This window comes from Terriglobus sp. ADX1, assembly GCF_036877645.1.
Classification (GTDB): Bacteria; Acidobacteriota; Terriglobia; order Terriglobales; family Acidobacteriaceae; genus Terriglobus.
The window spans coordinates 1-20,003 of sequence record NZ_JAEDXV010000046.1; the positions used below are offsets into that span (position 1 = coordinate 1).

General features: G+C 57.9%; 17 protein-coding genes and 1 pseudogene. 13 read left to right on the forward strand and 5 right to left on the reverse strand.

The window, feature by feature from the left end:
* A pseudogene (locus JAO32_RS18900) lies at positions 1 to 450 on the forward strand (hypothetical protein); the annotation flags it as partial.
* Positions 451 to 520: 70 nt separating this feature from the next.
* Here the strand turns inward: JAO32_RS18900 and gpmI are convergent.
* Both gpmI and eno read right to left on the reverse strand, forming a co-directional pair.
* Positions 521 to 2,137, reverse strand: a complete 1,617-nt coding sequence (gpmI, locus tag JAO32_RS18905; protein WP_334243302.1) for a 2,3-bisphosphoglycerate-independent phosphoglycerate mutase — start codon at positions 2,135 to 2,137, stop codon at positions 521 to 523.
* An 80-nt stretch (positions 2,138 to 2,217) separates the two neighbouring features.
* A complete protein-coding gene (eno, locus tag JAO32_RS18910; RefSeq protein ID WP_334243335.1) occupies positions 2,218 to 3,507 on the reverse strand; it encodes a phosphopyruvate hydratase in 1,290 nt (429 codons plus the stop codon).
* A gap of 377 nt (positions 3,508 to 3,884) precedes the next feature.
* Here eno and JAO32_RS18915 point away from each other — a divergent pair, with 377 nt between their 5' ends.
* Positions 3,885 to 4,838, forward strand: a complete 954-nt coding sequence (locus tag JAO32_RS18915; RefSeq protein WP_334243303.1) for a hypothetical protein — start codon at positions 3,885 to 3,887, stop codon at positions 4,836 to 4,838.
* A gap of 207 nt (positions 4,839 to 5,045) precedes the next feature.
* Complete coding sequence (locus tag JAO32_RS18920) at positions 5,046 to 6,269, forward strand: helix-turn-helix transcriptional regulator (RefSeq protein ID WP_334243305.1); 1,224 nt, start codon at positions 5,046 to 5,048, stop codon at positions 6,267 to 6,269.
* Between the two features lie 3 nt (positions 6,270 to 6,272).
* Here JAO32_RS18920 and JAO32_RS18925 read toward each other — a convergent pair whose 3' ends face one another.
* Positions 6,273 to 6,719: a DUF6249 domain-containing protein gene (locus JAO32_RS18925; RefSeq protein ID WP_334243307.1), complete on the reverse strand. Its 447-nt coding sequence runs from the start codon at positions 6,717 to 6,719 to the stop codon at positions 6,273 to 6,275.
* A 101-nt stretch (positions 6,720 to 6,820) separates the two neighbouring features.
* On the opposite strand from JAO32_RS18925, the gene JAO32_RS18930 reads away from it, so the two are divergent.
* Both JAO32_RS18930 and JAO32_RS18935 read left to right on the forward strand, forming a co-directional pair.
* Positions 6,821 to 7,354, forward strand: coding sequence for an RNA polymerase sigma factor (locus JAO32_RS18930; RefSeq protein ID WP_334243309.1), 534 nt, complete (start codon positions 6,821 to 6,823; stop codon positions 7,352 to 7,354).
* Entirely contained in the window at positions 7,351 to 7,698 is a 348-nt protein-coding gene (locus JAO32_RS18935) for a hypothetical protein (RefSeq protein WP_334243311.1), read from the forward strand. Before JAO32_RS18930 ends, JAO32_RS18935 begins: the two co-directional genes overlap by 4 nt.
* Here JAO32_RS18935 and JAO32_RS18940 read toward each other — a convergent pair whose 3' ends face one another.
* Both JAO32_RS18940 and JAO32_RS18945 read right to left on the reverse strand, forming a co-directional pair.
* Complete coding sequence (locus JAO32_RS18940; protein WP_334243313.1) at positions 7,699 to 8,904, reverse strand: dipeptidase; 1,206 nt, start codon at positions 8,902 to 8,904, stop codon at positions 7,699 to 7,701.
* A 49-nt stretch (positions 8,905 to 8,953) separates the two neighbouring features.
* Positions 8,954 to 11,419, reverse strand: coding sequence for a protein kinase domain-containing protein (locus tag JAO32_RS18945; protein ID WP_334243316.1), 2,466 nt, complete (start codon positions 11,417 to 11,419; stop codon positions 8,954 to 8,956).
* A 406-nt stretch (positions 11,420 to 11,825) separates the two neighbouring features.
* Here JAO32_RS18945 and JAO32_RS18950 point away from each other — a divergent pair, with 406 nt between their 5' ends.
* From JAO32_RS18950 to JAO32_RS18985, 8 genes are all read left to right on the forward strand, one after another.
* The gene (locus JAO32_RS18950) at positions 11,826 to 12,215 is read left to right on the forward strand and encodes a response regulator (RefSeq protein WP_334243318.1); all 390 of its coding nucleotides are present in this window, start codon (positions 11,826 to 11,828) and stop codon (positions 12,213 to 12,215) included.
* A 62-nt stretch (positions 12,216 to 12,277) separates the two neighbouring features.
* The gene (locus JAO32_RS18955; RefSeq protein ID WP_334243320.1) at positions 12,278 to 14,347 is read left to right on the forward strand and encodes a heme lyase CcmF/NrfE family subunit; all 2,070 of its coding nucleotides are present in this window, start codon (positions 12,278 to 12,280) and stop codon (positions 14,345 to 14,347) included.
* On the forward strand, positions 14,347 to 14,829 hold the full coding sequence (locus JAO32_RS18960) for a cytochrome c-type biogenesis protein CcmH (protein WP_334243322.1): 483 nt from the start codon (positions 14,347 to 14,349) through the stop codon (positions 14,827 to 14,829). The genes JAO32_RS18955 and JAO32_RS18960 overlap by 1 nt, the downstream gene beginning before the upstream one ends.
* Positions 14,830 to 14,833: 4 nt before the next feature.
* Positions 14,834 to 15,100 carry a hypothetical protein gene (locus JAO32_RS18965; RefSeq protein ID WP_334243324.1) on the forward strand — a complete coding sequence of 89 codons (267 nt, stop codon included), beginning with the start codon at positions 14,834 to 14,836 and terminating at the stop codon, positions 15,098 to 15,100.
* 235 nt (positions 15,101 to 15,335) lie between these two features.
* A complete protein-coding gene (locus tag JAO32_RS18970; protein ID WP_334243326.1) occupies positions 15,336 to 17,543 on the forward strand; it encodes a penicillin acylase family protein in 2,208 nt (735 codons plus the stop codon).
* Between the two features lie 28 nt (positions 17,544 to 17,571).
* Entirely contained in the window at positions 17,572 to 17,871 is a 300-nt protein-coding gene (locus tag JAO32_RS18975) for a hypothetical protein (RefSeq protein ID WP_334243328.1), read from the forward strand.
* A 6-nt stretch (positions 17,872 to 17,877) separates the two neighbouring features.
* Positions 17,878 to 19,185 carry a carboxypeptidase-like regulatory domain-containing protein gene (locus JAO32_RS18980; protein ID WP_334243330.1) on the forward strand — a complete coding sequence of 436 codons (1,308 nt, stop codon included), beginning with the start codon at positions 17,878 to 17,880 and terminating at the stop codon, positions 19,183 to 19,185.
* 329 nt (positions 19,186 to 19,514) lie between these two features.
* The coding region (locus JAO32_RS18985; protein ID WP_334243333.1) for a TIGR03435 family protein at positions 19,515 to 20,003 on the forward strand (489 nt) is incomplete at its 3' end.

The following is a 20,003-nucleotide window of genomic DNA, read 5'->3' on the forward strand; positions in this document are numbered from 1 at the left end:
CGTGATGGTCTCGCTTCCAACATCCTGGAAAACACTGACATGATGGGCGAGATGAACATCGTGGATCAGCGTGCTATCTGGAGCCTGCTCGATCAGAAGGGCACACAGACCATGATGCGCAGCGTTCTGGGCGATGCTGCTTCCCTCACCGACTACGACACGGTGAAGAACCGCATGAAGAGCTCACGCTACACCATGGACTTTGCGAACGGCATCAAGTTCGACATGGCCGTTGTGATGAGCGACACCATGACCGCTGCGACTGCCGCCACCCTGATGAAGGGCATGGCTCTGATGAAGCAGTCGCAGGGCTCTCAGTTGGAAAAGGCAGCGATGAAGGAAACCAACATCGACTCCAACTCGGGTACGCTGCAGGTTTCCTATGCTGCAAACGACTCGCAGTTCTCTGAGCTGTTAAGCTCTCCGCTCTTCCAGCAGGTCGTTCGTTAAGCTCACAAACAGTTCAAACAAGAGGGGCCGGATGCAAACGCATCCGGCCTCTTCTCTTTCGATTGCTGAATTATAGCTTCGGAAACACACGCAGGTCGCCGCCGGTCATCTCCTTCGGCAACTGCATTCCCAGCATGCCGAGCATCGTCGGAGAGATGTCGCGCAGTGAACCGCCCTCGCGCAACGAGAACGACTTCCCTGCTTCCGTTACAGCAATCAACGGCACCGGATTCGTTGTGTGCGCCGTGTGTGGTCCACCCGTCACGGGATCAATCAACATCTCCGCATTGCCATGATCTGCAGTGATGAGCCACGAACCACCATTGCGTTTCAGCGATGCATAAATCTCGCCCAGGCACGCATCGACTGTTTCAACGCCCTTGATCGTCGGCTCCATCTTGCCGCTGTGGCCCACCATGTCTGCGTTTGCGAAGTTGACGACGACCACATCAAACGCGGTGTCATCAATTGCCTTCAAAACCACATCGCAGATACCACGCGCACTCATCTCTGGTGCCAGATCGTATGTCGCCACCTTCTGCGACTGCACTACCTCGCGTTCTTCACCCGCAAACGGCTTCTCAATGCCACCGTTGAAGAAGTACGTCACGTGCGCGTACTTCTCCGTCTCCGCCACGCGCAGGTTACGCAGTTCGTTGTTGGCCATCACGTTGGCCAGCAGGTTGTCCATGCTCTCCGGCAGAATCACCATGGGCAGCGTAAACTTCGGATCGTACTGCGTCATGGTGATGTAACGAATGTTCTTCGGTGCCGACACACGCGGAATTTCCAGATCAAGCTCATCGGCCTTGGGCAGATCCAGCGCATTCGACTTCGTCAGACCACCCTCAACATTGCGCGCCAACACGCGCGTAATCTGGCGCACACGGTCGCTGCGATAGTTGAAGCATATGCAGAGATCGTCGTCGCCAACAGTGCCAATCGGCTTACCTGCACCATCCACGCAAACAAACGGAATGGTGAACTCATCGGTCACACCGTTGTTGTAGTTTTCGCGAATCTTTGCAGCGGCATCGGTCGCCGTACCACCCTCGGCATTGCCCTTCACCATGGCATCGAACGCCTTGGCCTCGCGATCCCACTTCAGGTCGCGGTCCATCGCGTAGTAGCGGCCGCTGCACGATGCCAGCTTACCCACACCAATTTCGCGAATCTGCTGCTGCAACGCATCGATATAACCCGCGCCGGAAGTCGGCATGGTGTCGCGACCATCCAGAAACGCATGGACAAACACATCCTTCGCACCAAGCTTCGCACACAACTTCAGCAACGCATACAGATGGCGCTGATGCGAATGCACGCCGCCATCGCTCAGCAAACCAAGAAAGTGAACAGCGCGACCACGCTCCATCGCAGCCTTGATCCCGTTCACCAACAGCGGCAGCTCAAAGAACTCACCCGACTCAATCAGCGAATCGATACGCACAATATCCATGCGCACCACGCGTCCCGCACCCAGGTTCAGATGGCCCACTTCACTGTTTCCCATCTGCCCATCCGGCAAACCAACATAATGATCACTGGCGCGAATGATGGTGTTCGGATACTCACGCAGCAACATGTCATAGGTGGGCTTGCGCGCCATGGCAATCGCATTGCCATGCGTTTCGGCGCGAATGCCCCAGCCGTCAAGAATGGTGAGTACAAGTGGTTTGCGGCGGGACATATTTGCTCCTCTATTCCTTGCTTCCTGCAAAGAGGGAGTGGCAGTTGGCCACTCCCTCTTTCTATGGTTCGTTTTCTTAACTACTCGCAGTTAATGGTTTCAATGCCCAGGTATTCGGCGCCCTGGCCCAGTTCTTCTTCAATGCGCAGAAGCTGGTTGTACTTGGCGATGCGGTCCGTACGCGACAGCGAGCCGGTCTTGATCTGGCCTGCACCCGTACCCACAGCAAGGTCAGCAATGAACGTATCTTCCGTCTCGCCTGAGCGGTGCGAAATGATCGACGTGTAGCCATAACGGCGCGCCAGTTCAATGGATTCCAGCGTTTCCGTAATCGTTCCGATCTGGTTCACCTTGATCAGGATCGAGTTGCCAACGCCCTTCTCAATGCCCTCGCGCAGACGCTTCGTGTTGGTCACGAACAAGTCATCGCCCACAAGCTGGCAACGGTCACCAATCTCGTCGGTGAGAATCTTCCATCCATCCCAGTCATCTTCCGCAAGACCGTCTTCAATGGAAACGATGGGATACTGGCGAACCCAGTCAGCCCAGAACGCAGCCATTTCTGCCGACGTCTTCTCGGTCTTGTCAGACTTCTTGAAGATGTACTTGCCCGCTTCCTTGTTGTAGAACTCGCTCGAAGCAGGGTCGAGAGCCAGAACGATATCTTCGCCCGCTTCAAAGCCAGCCTGCGAGATAGACTCCAGGATTACATCAATCGCTTCCACGTTGGACTTCAGCGACGGCGCGAAACCGCCTTCGTCGCCCACCGCGGTGTTGTAGCCCTTCTTCTTCAGCACGCCCTTCAGCGTATGGAACACCTCAGCGCCCCAGCGCAGCGCATCGGAGAAGCTCTCCGCGCCCACCGGCATAATCATGAACTCCTGGAAGTCCACGTTGTTGTCGGCATGTGCGCCACCGTTGATGATGTTCATCATCGGCGTGGGCAGCAGGCAGGCATTCACGCCGCCCAGGTAGCGGTACAGCGGCAGCTTCAGCGCATTTGCAGCAGCGCGTGCGGTCGCCATGGAAACAGCCAGAATCGCATTCGCGCCCAGGTTGCCCTTGTTAGGCGTGCCGTCGAGTTGCAGCATGGTGGCGTCAATCAGGCGCTGATTCGTCGCGTCGATACCTGCCAGCTCAGGAGCAATGGCGCTCTCGACATTCTCCACGGCCTGCATAACGCCCTTGCCCAGATAGACTTCCTTATCGCCGTCACGAAGCTCTACGGCCTCGTGCTCGCCGGTGCTGGCGCCGCTGGGAACCGCAGCGCGGCCAATGGCTCCGCCCGAGAGGATCACGTCGGCTTCTACGGTCGGATTGCCGCGGCTGTCCAGAATCTCCCGCGCCTTAATTGCAATGATTTCAGTCATGTTGCCTTTCCCTTCGGCCCCTTGGGGCACGAGGATGCGATGTTGCAGCCGTTCATTCAGCTTAGGACGGCGATCGACGGCGATGCTGCTTCCGCCCGTCCCGAGAATCGTCTCCAGCAGTTCTGCCATGGTTTCTAAAAAGAAAAGAAATTTCGTTGAAGCGAAAAGGCCTGCGCAAAGCGCAACCAAGCCTACGCTACCGGGTCATTTTAGCAAAGGACAGCGCTAACTTTCGTGTACGTATCTCCCTGAAACTCCGCGTTTACCCTCTGGATTCAGCCCGCAAGATGAATGCACCGAAACCGCGTCTACTCTTCTAGCCTTGAATTTGCGTGGCTGCAGAGTTTGAAGAAGAACCAACGAGGAGTCGTATCCCGATGAAGATGCCCATCGCCCTTGCTTTTGCCGCAGTGCTTGCGGGCAATGCGTTTGCACAACAGTCTGGTGTGTCCAACCCGCCGGAAAACGTGCAGGACATTCCTCAGGTTGCGCAGCCGGCTCCTATCGCCGCGACCGCACCGGTAGAAGCCACGCCGCAGGCCAAACCCTCTGCCACTGAAACATACGGTGAATACAAGCCCTACGGCGGCACACCTGTGCTGCGCGCGCGTGTGCCGCAGCCGGATCCCGATGCGGGCATTGTGACTGAAGTGCCGCGCCATCCGAACGAGCTTCCCGCCGGAACCTCGCTTCACGTCACGCTGGACAGCGCGATTGATACCGCGTCCACCCAGCCCAACACGCCCTTCCGCGGAGAGCTGACTGAGAACATCCAGAACGAAGGTCGCGTCGTCATTCCGCAGGGTTCCATCGTAGAAGGCCGAGTCACCCAGGTGCGCGGCGGCAAGCGTATCCGCGGCACGGCTCTGATTCATCTTCAGATGGACACCGTTGTGCTTCCGGATGGTACGCGTCTTCCCCTGCATGCGCAGGTCGTCGACACGGATCAGTTTGCGAACACGCGCATTGATGATGAAGGCAACATCCTGCGCAAGGATCACGTAGGCGGAACACTTGCAGCCATGTCCCTCACCACGGGAGGCGCCGCAGCAGCAGGCGGCGTCATCGGCGGTCCTGCAGGCGCATTGATTGGAGCTGGCGTAGGTGCAGGTCTTGGTACAGCGGTATGGCTGAAGCAGGATCGCCAGGCACATCTGCCGGAAGGCACGCAGGTGGTTCTCAGCCTGACAGAGCCCATGGATCTTAGTCGCATGAGCTTCGCATCGGCTCCGGTTCAGCCCGCACCGTCGGCACCCATGGCGGCAACGGCTTCCGCATCACCTGTGCCGACACCCGGAGTATCAGAAAAGGCGTTCGTCCCAACCAACTGATATGTGATTCATTACAGCCTTATGCCGAAGCGATATAGATATCGCTTCGGCATTTTCACATTGCTATATCAACATTCCATGCTATCGTTCGACCATTCCCTAGTCGTCATTCCTGAAGTACGGTGAAGACTCCCATGTGGGAAATGCCTCACTTGCCCGGACTTGCTCCTCTCTCAGCGCGGTAACCCTTAGAGTCGAGGTGTCACGATGGAATACCGCGACCTTTCGCGGCTTCTTTTGTTGCTCTACGAAGGCGTTTCCACTCCGCAACGCATGCAGGCCTTTATGGAAGACCTGATGCACACCGTACATGCAAAGGGTGCGGTGTTGCGCGAACACGAATATCGTTCGCAGGGTACCTTTCAGATTCATACTGCTAACCTCCTCGCCACCTGCGGCTATCCACCGGAAGCGATAAGTTTGTATCGGCAAGGCATCTGGAAGAAGGATGTATATCTACAGCGATCGCTGGAACGCTTCGCTGGCGCGGAATGTGGCGTAAGTCAAACTCTGATTTCTCATGCAGAACTACAACGCACCGAGGTGTACGCGGAATATCAAAAGCCATTCGATATCGGTCCCATGATGTGGGCCCGGTTGTCTGCAGAATCAGGACCTCACTCTTCCGTGAGCCTGGTACGCGCGGATGGTGCGGAGTATTTTTCTGAGGATGATCTGCGCTTTCTGCATGCGCTCGCGCCACACCTGCGTCAGGCATTTCACTTGAATCGAACGCTTCAGGAGATGCAGGTTTCTAATGCCATTCTCTCCCATGCCGCTCAAGGCGATGCGCCCATCGCCATTTGCCTGATGAGGCAGGACGGAACGGTTCTGAATACCACTGAGGATGCAGAAAAGATTCTTTGTAAACATGACGGCGTATGGCTGGAGAAGGGACGTCTACGTGTTGCGAATCCTTCGGAACAGGCCGTATTGGAGGCCCTGATCGCAACGGCAACCCAGACTGGTGCAAACGGAGGAACAGGCTATCTCAATCGTCAATCTGCACAGGCAGCGGGTCAGCAATGCATTACCAGTTGGACCTCCGGCTCGGGAGGCACACTATTAGTCTCACGAACACCACCACGGGGTCCGTTGCAGTTGCTAATAACACCGTTCTGTCCGGGGACGCTACTAAATGAACCACAGGCAACGGCGCTCGTCCGTCTCTCAGATCCAAACGTTGCCCCACGGTCGCGCGCGGCGATTCTGAAAGCCCTTTATAAGTTGACCCCGACGGAAGCGCGCATCGCAGATCTTCTATTGCAGGGATTAGAGACTCGGGAAATTTCGCATACAGTTGGGAACACCTTGGAGTCTGTCCGATTCAACATCAAGCAGATTCTTGCCAAGACAGGTACCAACCGAAAAGCGCAGCTTGTTCGATTGATGCTCGGGCTGATCAACCCCGAGCCAGATTCCGCTCACTAGCCCTTACAGCGAGGCTTCCGAGTCCACTTCCATGCCAAAGCGCGAGAGTTCGCGCTTTTGCATGTTGTAGTCAACAAGGAAGCCTAAGCCAATGCATAGATTGATTACGCCCACGCCCGAAACCACGAGTGTCTCGCGGATCTGAAGAATCCATTCCAACATCAGGCCAAACGCCACAAGGCCAAGGCCTACTGAGAGCAGCACGATCGCGGTACGACGAGCATTGGCGAGGCTGCGCAACGGATCTCGCACCTTCTTCTCTTCTTCCGCGCTTTGGACCATCATGCGCTCAATGTCCGCAAGCGGCACACCGCGCTGCAACATGGCGATGCGCTCCTGCGACCTCAGTTCCTTGTTGCGAATCTCCGAATAAATACCGGCGACGCCGAGACCCAGAATCATTACACAACCAGCGACCGGAATAACGAACGGACTATCGAAAGCATTCATGGGGTGTTTCTCCTTTTCGCCGGCGTTAGACTGAAGCGCGTCCCCTGAGTTTCAAAAATCTTTTCTGAAACTTTTGCTATCCGCCACGGTCTTACCCTCTCTTGAACGATCAAGCCAGCTTCGAGCAGGTGGTTACACAACATCAGGACATGGTGTTTCGTATGCTCGTCCGCCTCACCGGGACTCGAGAAAACGTGGACGATCTGGCGCAGGATGTATTCCTTCGTCTCTATCGTGCGCTGCCATCCTTCCGCGGCGAAGCGCTTCTCACCACGTACCTGCATCGCATCATCGTCAACGTGGCGCAGGATGAATGGAAACGGCGCAAACGCATCGATCAGCGTCAGACCTCTATCTCCGACGAGACCAGTGGGTGGGAAGATCGCTTGCATCATCCATCACCAAACGCTGAGCAGGAACTGGCAACGCGCGAACTGCAACTGCGTGTCGAAGAAGAGATGGGGAAACTCAGCGCCGTCGAGCGCTCCATCCTCGTGCTCTACCATCAGGAGGAGCGAAGTTACCAGCAAATAGCGGAATCACTCAGACTCCCCATCGGCACAGTCCGAACGCATTTGCACCGCGGCAGGAATAAGCTAAGAACAGCACTGGAACGGAAAGGAGGATGGCGATGACGAAAGAAACGCAAGACCCGCAGGACGAGTTCAACGCCACACTCCTCAGAGCGCTGGAAACACCGCCGCAGATCGTCGCACCGCAGGATTTCGCAGCGCGCGTCATGGGGCGGATCCCACAATCTGCGAAGCCCCGCACACGTTTTGCAAACGCCGTTCTCACTGCAACTGATTATGGTCGCAAGGCCATCTTTGGCGCACTCGGTTTGCTTCTGGTGCTTATGCTGGCCATCACGCCTGCCACCCGAACGTCCTCCACATGGATGATCTTTCAACTGGTACTGCTCGCTCAATTCAGCGTCTTGGTTCTGTGGCTCGGCTTTGGCAGGCGCTACTCGCGATAATCAGCGAGTAGCAGCTTCAAAGATGCGCAGGTAATTACCTCCGCCAATCTTGGCAATCTCATCCGACGTGAAGCCCGTCTTCAACATGGCATCCACTACCGCGTAGTAGAAGCCAGACTTCTCATCCGCCCAGGCCTCATTCGTGCGTTCCCCAACGCGTGGACGCTGCTGCCCCGGACGAGATCCTTCCGGAGGGTGTGGCCCGTTTCCAGCAGAACCTCCGCCCGGTCCTCGATCAGGTCCTCCGCCAGGAGGCGGCCCCATGCGTCGTGGAGTCGGTTCTGTCAATTTCGTGTCAGTGCCAATGCACACATGCTCCACGCCAATCACATCCACTAACGCGCGCACGTTCTTTGCAAAATCCAGCGGTGTGTCCGACAGGTGAATCCATACGCCCACCGCACCTCCCGCGCCGGCAACAGTTTTCGCTTGTTCCTTACTGATCAGGCGCGGACGCATCATCTGCGCCATGCGTGGGTCGCTTCCCAACTGCGTGTCCAGCCCTGTATGTGACACCACCACAGGTCGCGTCGACACCCGCAGCGCAGCCTCGGTGGTCTGCATATTCGCATGCGCCAGATCGACGAGCATACCCAGCCGGTTGCACTTCTGGATCACCGCTCTGCCAAATGCAGTCAACCCGCCATATTGGGGAGGATTGGTATACACATCTCCTAACGGTACCGTTGCATCGCTGTCGTGGAGCAAGCCCATGTGCCGCAGACCGCGGCCGTATGCTTCGGCAACACGTTCTACCTTGCCCTGCAGAAAGTGGCCACCCTCCACGGCCTGAATCACCGTAGGCTGTCCCTTCGCATGGGCCGCACGCACATCCGCCCCCGTCAGAGAACGCGTGATCCCGTTACGCTCCAACTGCGTGTCCATGGCCTTCATCGCAGTCAGGAAGCGCTCATACGCATCACCCTGCTGATAGTCCGTCGCAAATGTCGCGCAGATGGCGGACAGCCCTGACCGCTTCATTTCGCCCTTCAGATCAATGTCCGGTCCAGGCATCTCTGTTGCCGTCATCGGCACATCGATGTGATTGTGCGTGTCGATCCCAATCGTCTTCGCCACGATCGCCGCGACACGCGGATCGACCTCATCTGCACCCCACGCTCCGCGCGACGCAACAAGCCCCACACCCGCAAGAAGCGCGCCGTTGAAAAGGAACGTTCGTCTGGATCTGTGTCCCTGCCGTGTCATGAGCAACCGCCTTCGCATGGAGGTTATGCCATATCAGACGCGATATTTCCTAACGAGTTAACTGACCCAGCAGACGCTTCCACGTCTTCGTGTTGCGTTTGAAGATCTTCTTCAGATCATTCAGGATCAACTCGAAATCGCTGTTTCCCTGCAGCTTGGCCCACGCCGGATTCTTTGCGAACCACGGATAGTTTTCATTGCCCAGGTACACAGCGCGACGCAGCCAATGCAATGCTTCACCAGCCTCGCCATCCACCGCAAAGTACGTAGCAAGTCGATACGCCATCTCGCTATCAGCTTCTGCTGCCGCCATCGTCTCATCAACGATGAACGTCGCGGCTTTCGCACGATCGCCAAGTTGCACGTAGCACATGGCAATCGTCGGGAACACAATACGCATGGTCGCGTCTTCGGCAATCACTTCTTCCAAGGCATCAATTGCTTCGGAAAGCCGTCCCAGTCGCATCAACTGATAGCCGCGTGAAATGCGCAGCAGCGGTTGCTTTGGCTCCAGCGCAAGTCCCTTTTCCAGTTCCTCGTCAGCCAGCTCAAGCTGATTCTGATACTGCAAGACACGAGCCCGATGGTTATAGATCACTGCGGCATCCGCCGGATTCTGTTGCAGCGCAATGCCGAACTCGCGCAACGCTTCTGCGTACTGGCCATCGCTGCGCAGAGTCATTCCCGCCACACGATGTACGTTCCAATCGTTGCCTGCGGTCTGCAATAGATGCGCAATGCCGTGTCGCGCGCTTTCTTTTTCGCCACGCGACAGCAACATGTACACGCGATACAGATTCGCCTCAACCGAAGCCGGGTCTAGCGAAAGAGCCTTATCCAGAGCGCGGCGCGTCTCCAGCAGATGCATCTGTCCGCCCAGCCCATGTCGCGCATATTGCAGATGTGTCACACCGAGGCCGGTCCATGCCGCAGCGTAAGAAGGATCACGCTGCGTCACATCTTCAAACAGCTTGCGTGCGCGCTCCAGGTCTTCCAGCGCTCCCGTGCGCGACATAAACGTGCTCAACACCGCACGGGCCTGCAGATACTCTTCAGAAACCTCTTCGTTCAACGAGTGCGGCTGCTGTTCCTGCTGGAGCCGCGCCGAAGTGCCAATACGAACCGTTCCACTGCCGCGCAGGGCGCCAAAAATCTCCGTGCTGATCTCGTTCTGTACTGCGATCAGGTCGAACGACTCCACATTGATCGAACCACCGGCGCGCACCGCCTGCGCTGGAACATCCAGCATCTGCCAGTTGAGATCGAAACCGCTTTCACCCTTTAGAAAACTTCCGGCCACAACATACTGCACCACCAGCTTCCGCCCAATGCTCAAAGGGTCAAGTTGCCGTGCCGGAACGTTCATCAACGCGCTCGTCGGTCGCACCACCAGCGACTGCATCCGCGCCAGGCGTGCGCTGATCGCATCCGCCAGGGCATGCCCGTACAGCGGTGCCGAACTGGCAGGCCCCATGTTTACAAACGGCAACACCACAATGGTGTTCTGCTGTTCATTGCCGCCGCTCTCACGGAACCGCTCTGCCAGCATCGAAAGGAAGCCGGTTGACCGTTTTTCTTCTTCCGGCGTGCGGAAATCCAGCCCGCTTGACGCAGGCATGCTGGCACTGGGAACCACCAGCGAATCCAGTTCATTCGTCTTCAGAATGGTGCGCAGGCTCTCGCGCAACTCTGCGGCGGATGAAAACCGCTCCGCAGGCTGTTTCTCAAGGCAATGCAGGATCGCGCTTTCCAGCTCCACCGGCGTATTCGGTGCAAGCTCACGGATCGAAGGCGGTTCCGCAAACTGAATCGCGCGGATGCTCTGAAAATCCGGAGCATCGGGACGGTGAAATGGATGCCGCCCCGTCAGCAACTCATACAGCACCACGCCCAGCGCGAAGATGTCGCTCTGCACAGACGACTGCCCCGTAACAAACTGCTCTGGAGCCATATACGCCAGCGTGCCGCCTCGCGCGGTGTATTTCGCATCCGGCGGAGGTGTCCGCGGGTTCGAACGCGCCGGATCGAACTCAACGTCTTCCATATTGATGCGGCGAGCCAGGCCAAAATCAAGAATCTTCACCAGGCCGCCATCAGTCAGGATGGCATTCGCCGGCTTCAGATCACGATGAAAGATGCCCAGCGAATGCGCCGCAGCCAGACCATCCGCCATCTGGATGCCGACCGACAGCACCAGTTCCACGGACGCCGGTCCCGCCTCAATCAGCTTGTCCAGCGGCTTGCCGGGAACATACTGCATCACGATGTAGGCTTCGTCGTCTGATTCGCCCACGTCATAGATAGAGCAGACATTAGGATGGTCAATCGCCGAAGCCAGCCGCGCCTCGCGCAGATACGTCGTACGCATTTGCTCTTCCGTCAACGCGCCGCGTTGCAGCAGCTTCAGCACGACAGGCCGTTGCAGCTGCGTGTCGTTGGCCAGATAGACCACGCCACTTCCGCCAGCCCCAAGTTTCCGGACCAGCTCATAGTGTTCAATGACGCGGTGCTTCATATCCGCATTATCTCAAGGAAGAGGTACTTGCATCATGAAGAGCGAGAGACAGTCTCTCTCTGTTCCCTTTACGGGATAATTTCGTACAGATGGATAAAGCCGGGTTCGCCCGCGCCCACGATGTCCAATCCGTTCCCAAAAGCTGTGATCGCGGGTATCAGCGAAGATTCTTCCCACCGCGCGCAATTTATTCGCAGGACGCATAAATCATTGCATCCGCCCGTTTTACTGGAAAAACACCCGGGTTTTCCGTTATGACTGCCTTTTCATGCAGGAAAGCACCTGTAAAAATAACCTATTGCGGGGCTGCTGTTATGGCAACATTGGCATCTGAGGGTGGAAGTCTCCGGATACGCTAGCCAGTTCGCAGCGTGGGAATTACTCCCGCAGAGGAATAGAAACATCGATGGAAGCAACTGTACTTCTGATTGACGACAACGCCATCCAGGCCGCTACGCGACAAACAATCCTCAAGCGTGCTGGATACTTCGTCATTCCCGTCCTGAATCCTCAACGAGCGCTGCAACAGTTCCGTGACAACGATTTCCCTGCTGAAATCCAGCTTGTCATCACTGACCACATCATGCCGGGCATGAGTGGCGCCGAATTTGTCCGCGAACTGCGTACCCTCCATCCAGATATCCCCGTCCTGGTCATCAGTGGTCTGGAAGAGGCGGAGGAGGAATACAAGGGACTTCACGTCACCTTCCGTCTGAAGCCTTTGCTGCCGGACAATCTGCTCGCTTCCGTTGACCGGCTGGTGAATTGCCGGATACCGGAGCGCCAGCCTGCCTGACGTTTGCGCCTGCTGTCACGCACCTGAGACAATGAACCTGCGCCGCTAAGCGCTGGATATCCATGTCTCATCCCATGCCTACTTTCGGCACCTTTGCGCTACTCCTGGCGCTGTGCCTCGCTGCCTATACATTTCTTGCGGGTAGCTTCGCTCTGTTTGCCATGGCCAAAGGGATGCAGCTCCGCATCTCGGCCGAGCGCCTTAGCGAAACCGCTCGTCGTGCCGGTGTCGCCAGCTTCGCTGCAGTACTCTGCGCGGCCTTCGCCCTCGTTTGGGCAGCCTTCACCAACGACTTCTCCGTCGAGTACATCCGCGAACACACCAACATCGCGCTGAACCCGATGTACAAGTTCTCCGCGCTTTGGAGTGGCCAGGAAGGCTCGCTGCTACTGTGGTCGTTCCTGCTTTCGGGATATGGATTTGTCCTGCGCCTGCGCCATAAGACGGATGTCCGCCTCTTTGCTTATGCGTCCACGATTCTCGCAGCGCCGCAGATCTTCTTCCTCGCCCTGCTGAACTTTGCAGCGGAACCGTTCTCCCTTACCAAGGGACCAATCCCCGCAGACGGCAACGGCCTGAACCCACTCCTGCAATACGTGGAAATGGTCATCCACCCGCCCATGCTGTACCTGGGCTACGTGGGCTTTACCGTTCCCTTCGCCTTCGCGCTGGGCGCGCTCATGATGCGCTATCCCGGCGAAAAGTGGATCCGCATCACCCGTCGCTGGACACTCGTGACGTGGCTCTTCCTCACCGTCGGCATCTCGCTTGGTATGCACTGGGCCTACGCGGTTCTCGGTTGGGGCGGTTACTGGGGATGGGACCCGGTCGAAAACGCATCCTTCCTGCCCTGGCTTACTGCCACCGCCTTCCTGCACTCCGTCATGATGCAGGAGAAGCGCGGCATGATGAAGAAGTGGAACGTGTGGCTGATCTTCCTCACATTCATGCTGACAATTCTTGGCACGGACCTGACACGCTCCGGCCTGGTCAGCAGCGTCCATGCGTTCGCGCAGAGCAGCATCGGCAACTGGTTCACCACCTTCCTCTGCATCATCTTCGCGGTCTGCCTCTTCGTCTTCTTCCGCCAGAGCAGCCACCTTACTTCCGAGCACAAGCTGGAGTCCGTCGTCAGCCGCGAGAGCAGCTTCCTCTTCAACAATCTCGTCCTGCTGGTGGCCTGCTTCACCGTTCTCTTCGGAACGCTCTTCCCCGTTCTCAGCGAATACGTGCAGGGCTCAAAAGTCACCATGGGGCCGCCGTTCTTCAATAAAGTTGCGGTTCCAATCGGTCTCTTCCTTCTCGCACTTACGGGCATTGGCCCACTTCTCGCATGGCGCGCAACTTCCCTGCGCTCCATCCGCCGCAACTTCATCCTTCCCTGCGTCGCCGTCCTCGGCACAGCCATCATCCTCATGGCCACCGGTATGCACCCGTGGTCGGCGTCGAAGGATGACCTGGAAGGCCAGCTTTACGCTCTCGTCTGCTTCTCCATCGGCGCAGGTGTGATCGTTGCCATCGCTGCCGAGTTCCTGCGTGGCGCCAACGTCGTTCGTACGCAAACCGGTAAGAGCCTGCCCATCGCCGCGTGGACGCTGATGATGCGCAACAACCGCCGCTATGGTGGTTACATCGTCCACTTCGGCATCGTTATCCTCTTCATCGGCCTCGCGGGCGGTGCGTTCAACCAGCAGCACGAGATGGAAATGGGCTTCGGCGACTCGCTCACCATCGGCAACTACAAACTCGTGTGCCAGAGCTACACCGAAGATTCCAACGCAAACTACGACACCGACTTCGCTCTCATGGACGTCTATCGCGGTGGCAAGAAGATCGGTCAGATGACGCCCGAACGCCGCTTCTACACCGCCAGCCAGACGACATCCACGATCGTTGCAATTCATTCAACGGTTCTGCGCGATCTTTATGTCATCTTTGAAGGCCGCAACAACGACACGAATCGCCCCATCATCAAGGTCTTCCTGAATCCGCTCGTGAGCTGGATCTGGGCCGGTGTGGCCATCGTCTTTGTAGGCACCGTACTCGCGTTGCTCCCTGGCCTTCGTGCACAACTCAGCAACAAACCAGCACCGGCGGAGCCACGTGAACTGGTAGCAGCAGGAGGCGACTGATGCGCAAACTACTACGCAGTCGCGTTCTGCAGATGGTCTTCGTCTTCACCATCGCTCTCGCCACCATTGGCGCTGGCAGCACGGATGAGAAGTTCTCCTCCATCGGGCACAAGATGATGTGCGTCTGCTCGTGCGGACAAATCCTGCTGGAGTGCAACCATGTCGGCTGCCCTGACAGCGACCGCATGATCAAGGAGCTTCGCGCGCAGGTAGCCACCGGCGGTAGCGACACCAGCATCTTCAACTGGTTCACCGCCAAATACGGCCCAACCGTCCTCGCAGCGCCCATCCGAGGCGGCTTTGACAACGCGGCATGGATCACGCCTGTCGTCGTCTTCATCCTTGCGCTCGGCGGAACGGCATGGCTCGTTCGTCGCTGGAAGGGCCGTCACATGATCGCCGTTGCGGGCGCACCCTCAATCCCCTACTCGCCGGAAAACGACGCAGTGCGCGAGCGCATCCGCCGCGAGACGGAGTACTAATCCCATGGCATACGTCGCCTGCATCGCACTTTTTGTCGGAGTCTTCGCCTACACCTTCTGGCCAGAGAAAAATCCCTTCGTCCAGCGCGCCACCTCGCGTCTGGACTTCCTCCGCGAACGCCGCGAATCAATCTTCGCCAACCTGCGTGACCTTAACTTCGAGTACAAAGCCGGCAAGTATCCCGAAGAGGACTACGCCACCCAGCGCACCATGCTTGAAGACGAAGCCGCCCTCGTAGTGCAGGAAATCGATCTGCTGGAACGCGCCTGACACCTTTGCTCCTCCTATGACCTCCGTCATTCTGAGCGCGGCCAAAAGTCCCAACGATATGACAGCTTGCCGATACATTCTCCAGCGTTCTCATAAGAACGTTGCAACGCAGCGGGCATCCCGAATGCGCAGGGATTCTTCGCTACGCTCGGAATGACGGCTGAGTAGTTTCGCAAACTATCTGTTACTCTCCCCTCAGCACCCATTCATCTCAGCGACACACGAGGAGCCGATCATGCTCTTGCGCCGCCGTATTCTCTCTGCTGCCCTCATCGCGGCCGCCTGTCTCCCTGCCCTTGCACAGCCAAAATACAAGCCGCAGAAAGGCTCGGAGATTCTCTGGGACAAGTGGGGTGTTCCGCACATTTTCGCCAAGTCCACCAGGGACATGTTCTACCTCTACGGCTACGCGCAGACTGAAGCGCACGGCGAACTGCTGATGCACGTCATGGCCGGATCGCGCGGCCGCTCCAGCGAAATCTACGGCCCCGGCGACGGTGACAGAAACCTCAAGACCGACCGCTGGGTCTGGCTCAATGAAGTCCCCAAGCGCTCGCAGTTATGGCTCTCAGAACAGACACCGGAGTTTCGCGGTTACCTCGAAGCCTTCGCCGCTGGCATCAACGCCTACGCCGCCAAGCACCCCGACAAACTCAGCGCCGAAGCCAAACAAGTCCTTCCCATCACCGCACTCGACGTTGTGCAGCACACGCATCACTTCGTCAACTTCGAATTCGTTGCCAGCAGCCGCCTCATGGAATCGCGTACCACCGAAACCGCCGCGCTCGAGTCGCCCTTCGCACCCACCAACATGGACATGCAGGACGGCTCCAACGGCTGGGCCATCGCTCCATCACACACCGCTAGCGGCAACGCCATGCTGCTCATGAATCCGCACCTCGCCATGGCCGGTGAGCAGAGCTACTTTGAAGCGCAACTCGTCGCACCGGGCATCAATCTCTTCGGCGCATCGCAAATCGGCCTGCCCGTCATGCGCTTCTGCTTCTCGGACTACGTCGCCATCACAAACACCGTCAACACCAACAACGGCGCGCTGCAATTCGCCATCAAGGAACAGGACGGCGGCTACCTCTACGACGGCAAAGTCCTGAAGTACGAAACCGCCGAATATCCCTTCCGCATCAAGCAGAAGGACGGCAGCCTCACCACCGAAATCGTGCAGGTTCAAAAGACCGTCCACGGCCCCATCGTGCGCCGTGAAAACGGCACCCCCATCGCGCTTTACGCCGCAGGCCTCGACAAACCTTTCTTCTTGGAGCAGTACTGGAAGATGGACACCGCGCATAACCTCGCCGAGTACCAGGCGCAGCTCAAGCGTCTCGAAGTCCCCATGTACAACATCCTGTATGCGGACCGCGACGGCCACATCGAATACCTTTTCAACGCCAACGTCCCGCGACGCACCGGCGACTGGGCCATGTGGACGAAGCCTGTCGACGGCTCCATCTCCGCGACCATGCCGCACGGCATCCTCAGCTACGACGAACTGCCCAAACAGGTCGACCCCGCCAGCGGCTACGTGCAGAACTCCAACCAGCCACCATGGGACGCCGCATGGCCCACCATGATCGACCGCGCAAAGTACCCGGCCTATGTCTCATCCTTCTTCCCGCTCTTCCGTTCCGACCGAGCCCTGCGCATGCTCAGTGAAGACAAGAAATTCACCTTCGACATGCTGCTGCAAAAGAAGTTCTCCACCCGCATGGAGATGGCCGACCGCATGATGGACGACCTCCAATCCGCCGTCGCGCAATACGGCTCACCCAAGGCCAAGAAAGCCGCCGAAATCCTCAAGAACTGGGACCACACCACCGAAGCCAACTCCCGCGGCGCATTTCTCTTCTACGTGTGGGCACAGAAATTCGTCGGCTCCACGGTCGGCATGCAAACGGCGAAGTCCATGCAGAACTTCGCCGTGCCTTACAAAGTCGACGAACCCCTCACCACCCCACGCGGCATAAAGGACCCCAAACTCGCCGCCCAGATGCTTGACGCCGCCTACGACGAAACCGCCAAGACCTACGGCGCACCCGACCGCCCGTGGGGCGAGGTGAACAGGTTTGAGATCAACGGCCAGTCCGACGGCAACGTATCCGCCCCACGCGGCACAGCCCTCAATGGCGTCAGCCTCCCCGGCAACGGTGGGCCCGGCAATCTCGGCATCTTCCGCGTCATCACCTGGGGACCCATGCTCAACGGCACCAAGACACCCATCCACGGCGATGGCTTCACCGTAGCCCTCGAATTCAACAAAACCGGCATCGCCCACGCCAAGACCTTCGTCTACTACGGCGAATCTTCCCAGCCCGACTCGCCCTTCCACACCGACGAGCTGCCACTTGCCGAAAAGAAACAGTGGCGCGACGTCTGGCGCACCCGCAAAGAGGTCCTCGCTAACCTAAGCTCCAAGGAAGTTTTTTAATTACGTGCAAATGCCCAAGACGTCTTCGATGAACTCGTTTGCTCCGAATGATCGCGTGATTGTTTCACCAGATTTTTTCTGGGCAAAGGGCGCACTCGGAACGGTTAACTTTCCTCCAAGTGAAGTTATCGCGATCTCAGGAGAATGGCCCGATGGATTGACCCACCAAGAGCATAGTGCGCTCGGTGAACACACCGTCTACTGGGTGTGGTTCGACGAACCGCAGTTTGATGCTGATCATGATGGGCCATTTCGAGGTGGCTGCATTTGGGCAACCGCACTCACGAAAGTCGACGCTCCGGCCAAGCATAGTCAGCAGTTAAACTAAAAAGCGATGCGTCACTTCCAACTCAAAGCCCTCGCGGCGCTCCTCGCGCTGCCGTTCTCCGCGTTCGCGGCCAGCACCATCACTGGCACCATCATCAACGGCACTGTTAACAAGCCGTCCGCGGGCGATACCGTCACTCTTATTCGCCTTGCGCAGGGCATGCAGGAAGCCACGCACACCACCTCTGACGCCAAGGGCCACTACTCCCTCGACGTCCCCGACGAAGGCATTCACCTCGTCCGCGTCACGCATGAAGGCGCGAACTACTTCAAGCCAGCGCCTCCGGGAACCACCTCCGTCGACATCGACGTCTACAGCGTCGCCGCCAAAGTCCCCGGCGTGAAACTCGAAGCCGACGTCATGCGCCTGCAAACCGACACCGACGGCAAGAACCTGCGCATCGTCCAGCACTTCTTCCTGAAGAACGAATCCGCGCCGCCAAAGACCCAGTTCTCCCCGGAAGCCACCTTCGACTTCACCCTGCCGGAAGGCGCCGTGATTGAAGGCGGCGCAGCCCAGGGCCCGGGCGGCATGACCGTCCAGTCGCAGCCCATGCCGCTGACGAAGCGGAACCACTACAGCTTCAACTTCGCCATCCGTCCCGGCGGCCAGACACAGTTTCAGGTTAGCTACCACGTGCCGTACTCCGGCAGCATCAAGCTCACGCCTACCACGGTCATGCCTGCGGACAACGTCATCCTCATGATGCCGAAGCAGATGAAGTTTGACGGCGGCAGCACGCCCTGGGCTCCCGTTCAGGACGAGGTGGACGCACAGACCTTCGTCGCCCGCAACCTCGGTGCAAACGACGTGGCAGAGTTTACCGTCAGCGGCAACGGTCAGCTTCCCAAGCCCACCGACACGACGGACGGCTCACCCGCACAGCCCGGTGCAGCAGGTGGACAGCAAGGCCCCATGCAGGCACAGCCCACCGGCGCATCGGCTGAAAAGCCCGGCGGCGGCCTCGGCAACCCCATCGACACTCCCGATCCGCTCTCCAAGTACAAGTGGTGGATCATCGCCGGCGTAGGCCTCGCACTCGCAGCCGGAGCAGGTTTCCTGCTCTCGCGTCCGCAGAACACGCCTGCAACAGCAACCGCTCCAGACACGACGAACAGCCCCACCACGGCAACCGTCATTCCATCGCACGCCAACGTAGCCCCGGCTACTCTGCTTAGCGTTCTGCGCGACGAGTTGTTCCAACTGGAAAGCGACAAACTCACAGGCAAGATCACCGAGGAGCAATACGCCCGCGTAAAGCCTGCGCTTGAGATTGTGCTGCAGAACGCACTGGAACGTCAGAAAAACGCGTGAACCGGAGACTGCTGAAGGCTCCTCCGCCTTCAGCAGTCATCCCCAACAAGAGCGTCGTTCAGAAAGCTCATACAAACGAAGTTCGTCATCCTGAGCGAAGTCGAAGGACCTGCATTTTTTTCCTTCATTTCGATACTGCGGGAAAGCGAATCCCACCAAAGGCCACCTCGTACGGAACTTCCACGCGCTCGTTCGCGTAGCTGTTGGAAAGTTTTCCCATACGAGGTCTTTGGCTTTCGATGAAGCATCCGTTACTTGCTCCCCTGGTTCTTGCTTTGGCAGTCTCACCATGGTCACTGCTCCATGCGCAACAGCAAGAGCCGAAGCCCATGGACCCGCAGCTCCATCCGAAGTTCGAAGTTGCCACCATCAAGCTGAGCGATCCCGACAAGCACAATAGCGGCTTTCATACCGAAGGAACGCGGATCTTCTACGAGAACGAAACCATGCAGGACATGCTCGCCTTTGCCTATAAGGTGACCGTCCGTCAGGTTGTTGGATCACCCGACTGGTTTACCTCGAAGCACTTCGACATCCGCGGAACAGCGGATGAACCGGGCATTGCCAGCCTCGCGCAACAGCAGGAGATGCTCCGCCTCTTACTGGAGGATCGCTTCAAATTAAAGGTCCGGCATGACGAACGGGACATGGTGCGGGTAGTCATCACGGTGGCACATGGCGAACTGAAGATAAAGCCCACCGAGAGAAAAGACTTTCTGCCCGACGTCTCGTGCAGCGGCTCAGCAAGCGCAAGGGATTGCACCTTTGCCGGTGTCTCCATGGACCTGTTCGCGTTTGCCATGCAGTTCATGCTGGAC

Bases quoted from the DNA above. Each gene is read 5' to 3' on its own strand.
- JAO32_RS18955 (WP_334243320.1), top strand. From the start codon at position 12,278: ATGTCTCATCCCATGCCTACTTTCGGCACCTTTGCGCTACTCCTGGCG.
- eno (WP_334243335.1), bottom strand. From the start codon at position 3,507: ATGACTGAAATCATTGCAATTAAGGCGCGGGAGATTCTGGACAGCCGC.
- JAO32_RS18925 (WP_334243307.1), bottom strand. From the start codon at position 6,719: ATGAATGCTTTCGATAGTCCGTTCGTTATTCCGGTCGCTGGTTGTGTA.
- JAO32_RS18960 (WP_334243322.1), top strand. From the start codon at position 14,347: ATGCGCAAACTACTACGCAGTCGCGTTCTGCAGATGGTCTTCGTCTTC.
- JAO32_RS18980 (WP_334243330.1), top strand. From the start codon at position 17,878: ATGCGTCACTTCCAACTCAAAGCCCTCGCGGCGCTCCTCGCGCTGCCG.
- JAO32_RS18940 (WP_334243313.1), bottom strand. From the start codon at position 8,904: ATGACACGGCAGGGACACAGATCCAGACGAACGTTCCTTTTCAACGGC.
- JAO32_RS18975 (WP_334243328.1), top strand. From the start codon at position 17,572: ATGAACTCGTTTGCTCCGAATGATCGCGTGATTGTTTCACCAGATTTT.
- JAO32_RS18920 (WP_334243305.1), top strand. From the start codon at position 5,046: ATGGAATACCGCGACCTTTCGCGGCTTCTTTTGTTGCTCTACGAAGGC.
- JAO32_RS18970 (WP_334243326.1), top strand. From the start codon at position 15,336: ATGCTCTTGCGCCGCCGTATTCTCTCTGCTGCCCTCATCGCGGCCGCC.
- gpmI (WP_334243302.1), bottom strand. From the start codon at position 2,137: ATGTCCCGCCGCAAACCACTTGTACTCACCATTCTTGACGGCTGGGGC.
- JAO32_RS18945 (WP_334243316.1), bottom strand. From the start codon at position 11,419: ATGAAGCACCGCGTCATTGAACACTATGAGCTGGTCCGGAAACTTGGG.
- JAO32_RS18965 (WP_334243324.1), top strand. From the start codon at position 14,834: ATGGCATACGTCGCCTGCATCGCACTTTTTGTCGGAGTCTTCGCCTAC.
- JAO32_RS18950 (WP_334243318.1), top strand. From the start codon at position 11,826: ATGGAAGCAACTGTACTTCTGATTGACGACAACGCCATCCAGGCCGCT.
- JAO32_RS18915 (WP_334243303.1), top strand. From the start codon at position 3,885: ATGAAGATGCCCATCGCCCTTGCTTTTGCCGCAGTGCTTGCGGGCAAT.
- JAO32_RS18935 (WP_334243311.1), top strand. From the start codon at position 7,351: ATGACGAAAGAAACGCAAGACCCGCAGGACGAGTTCAACGCCACACTC.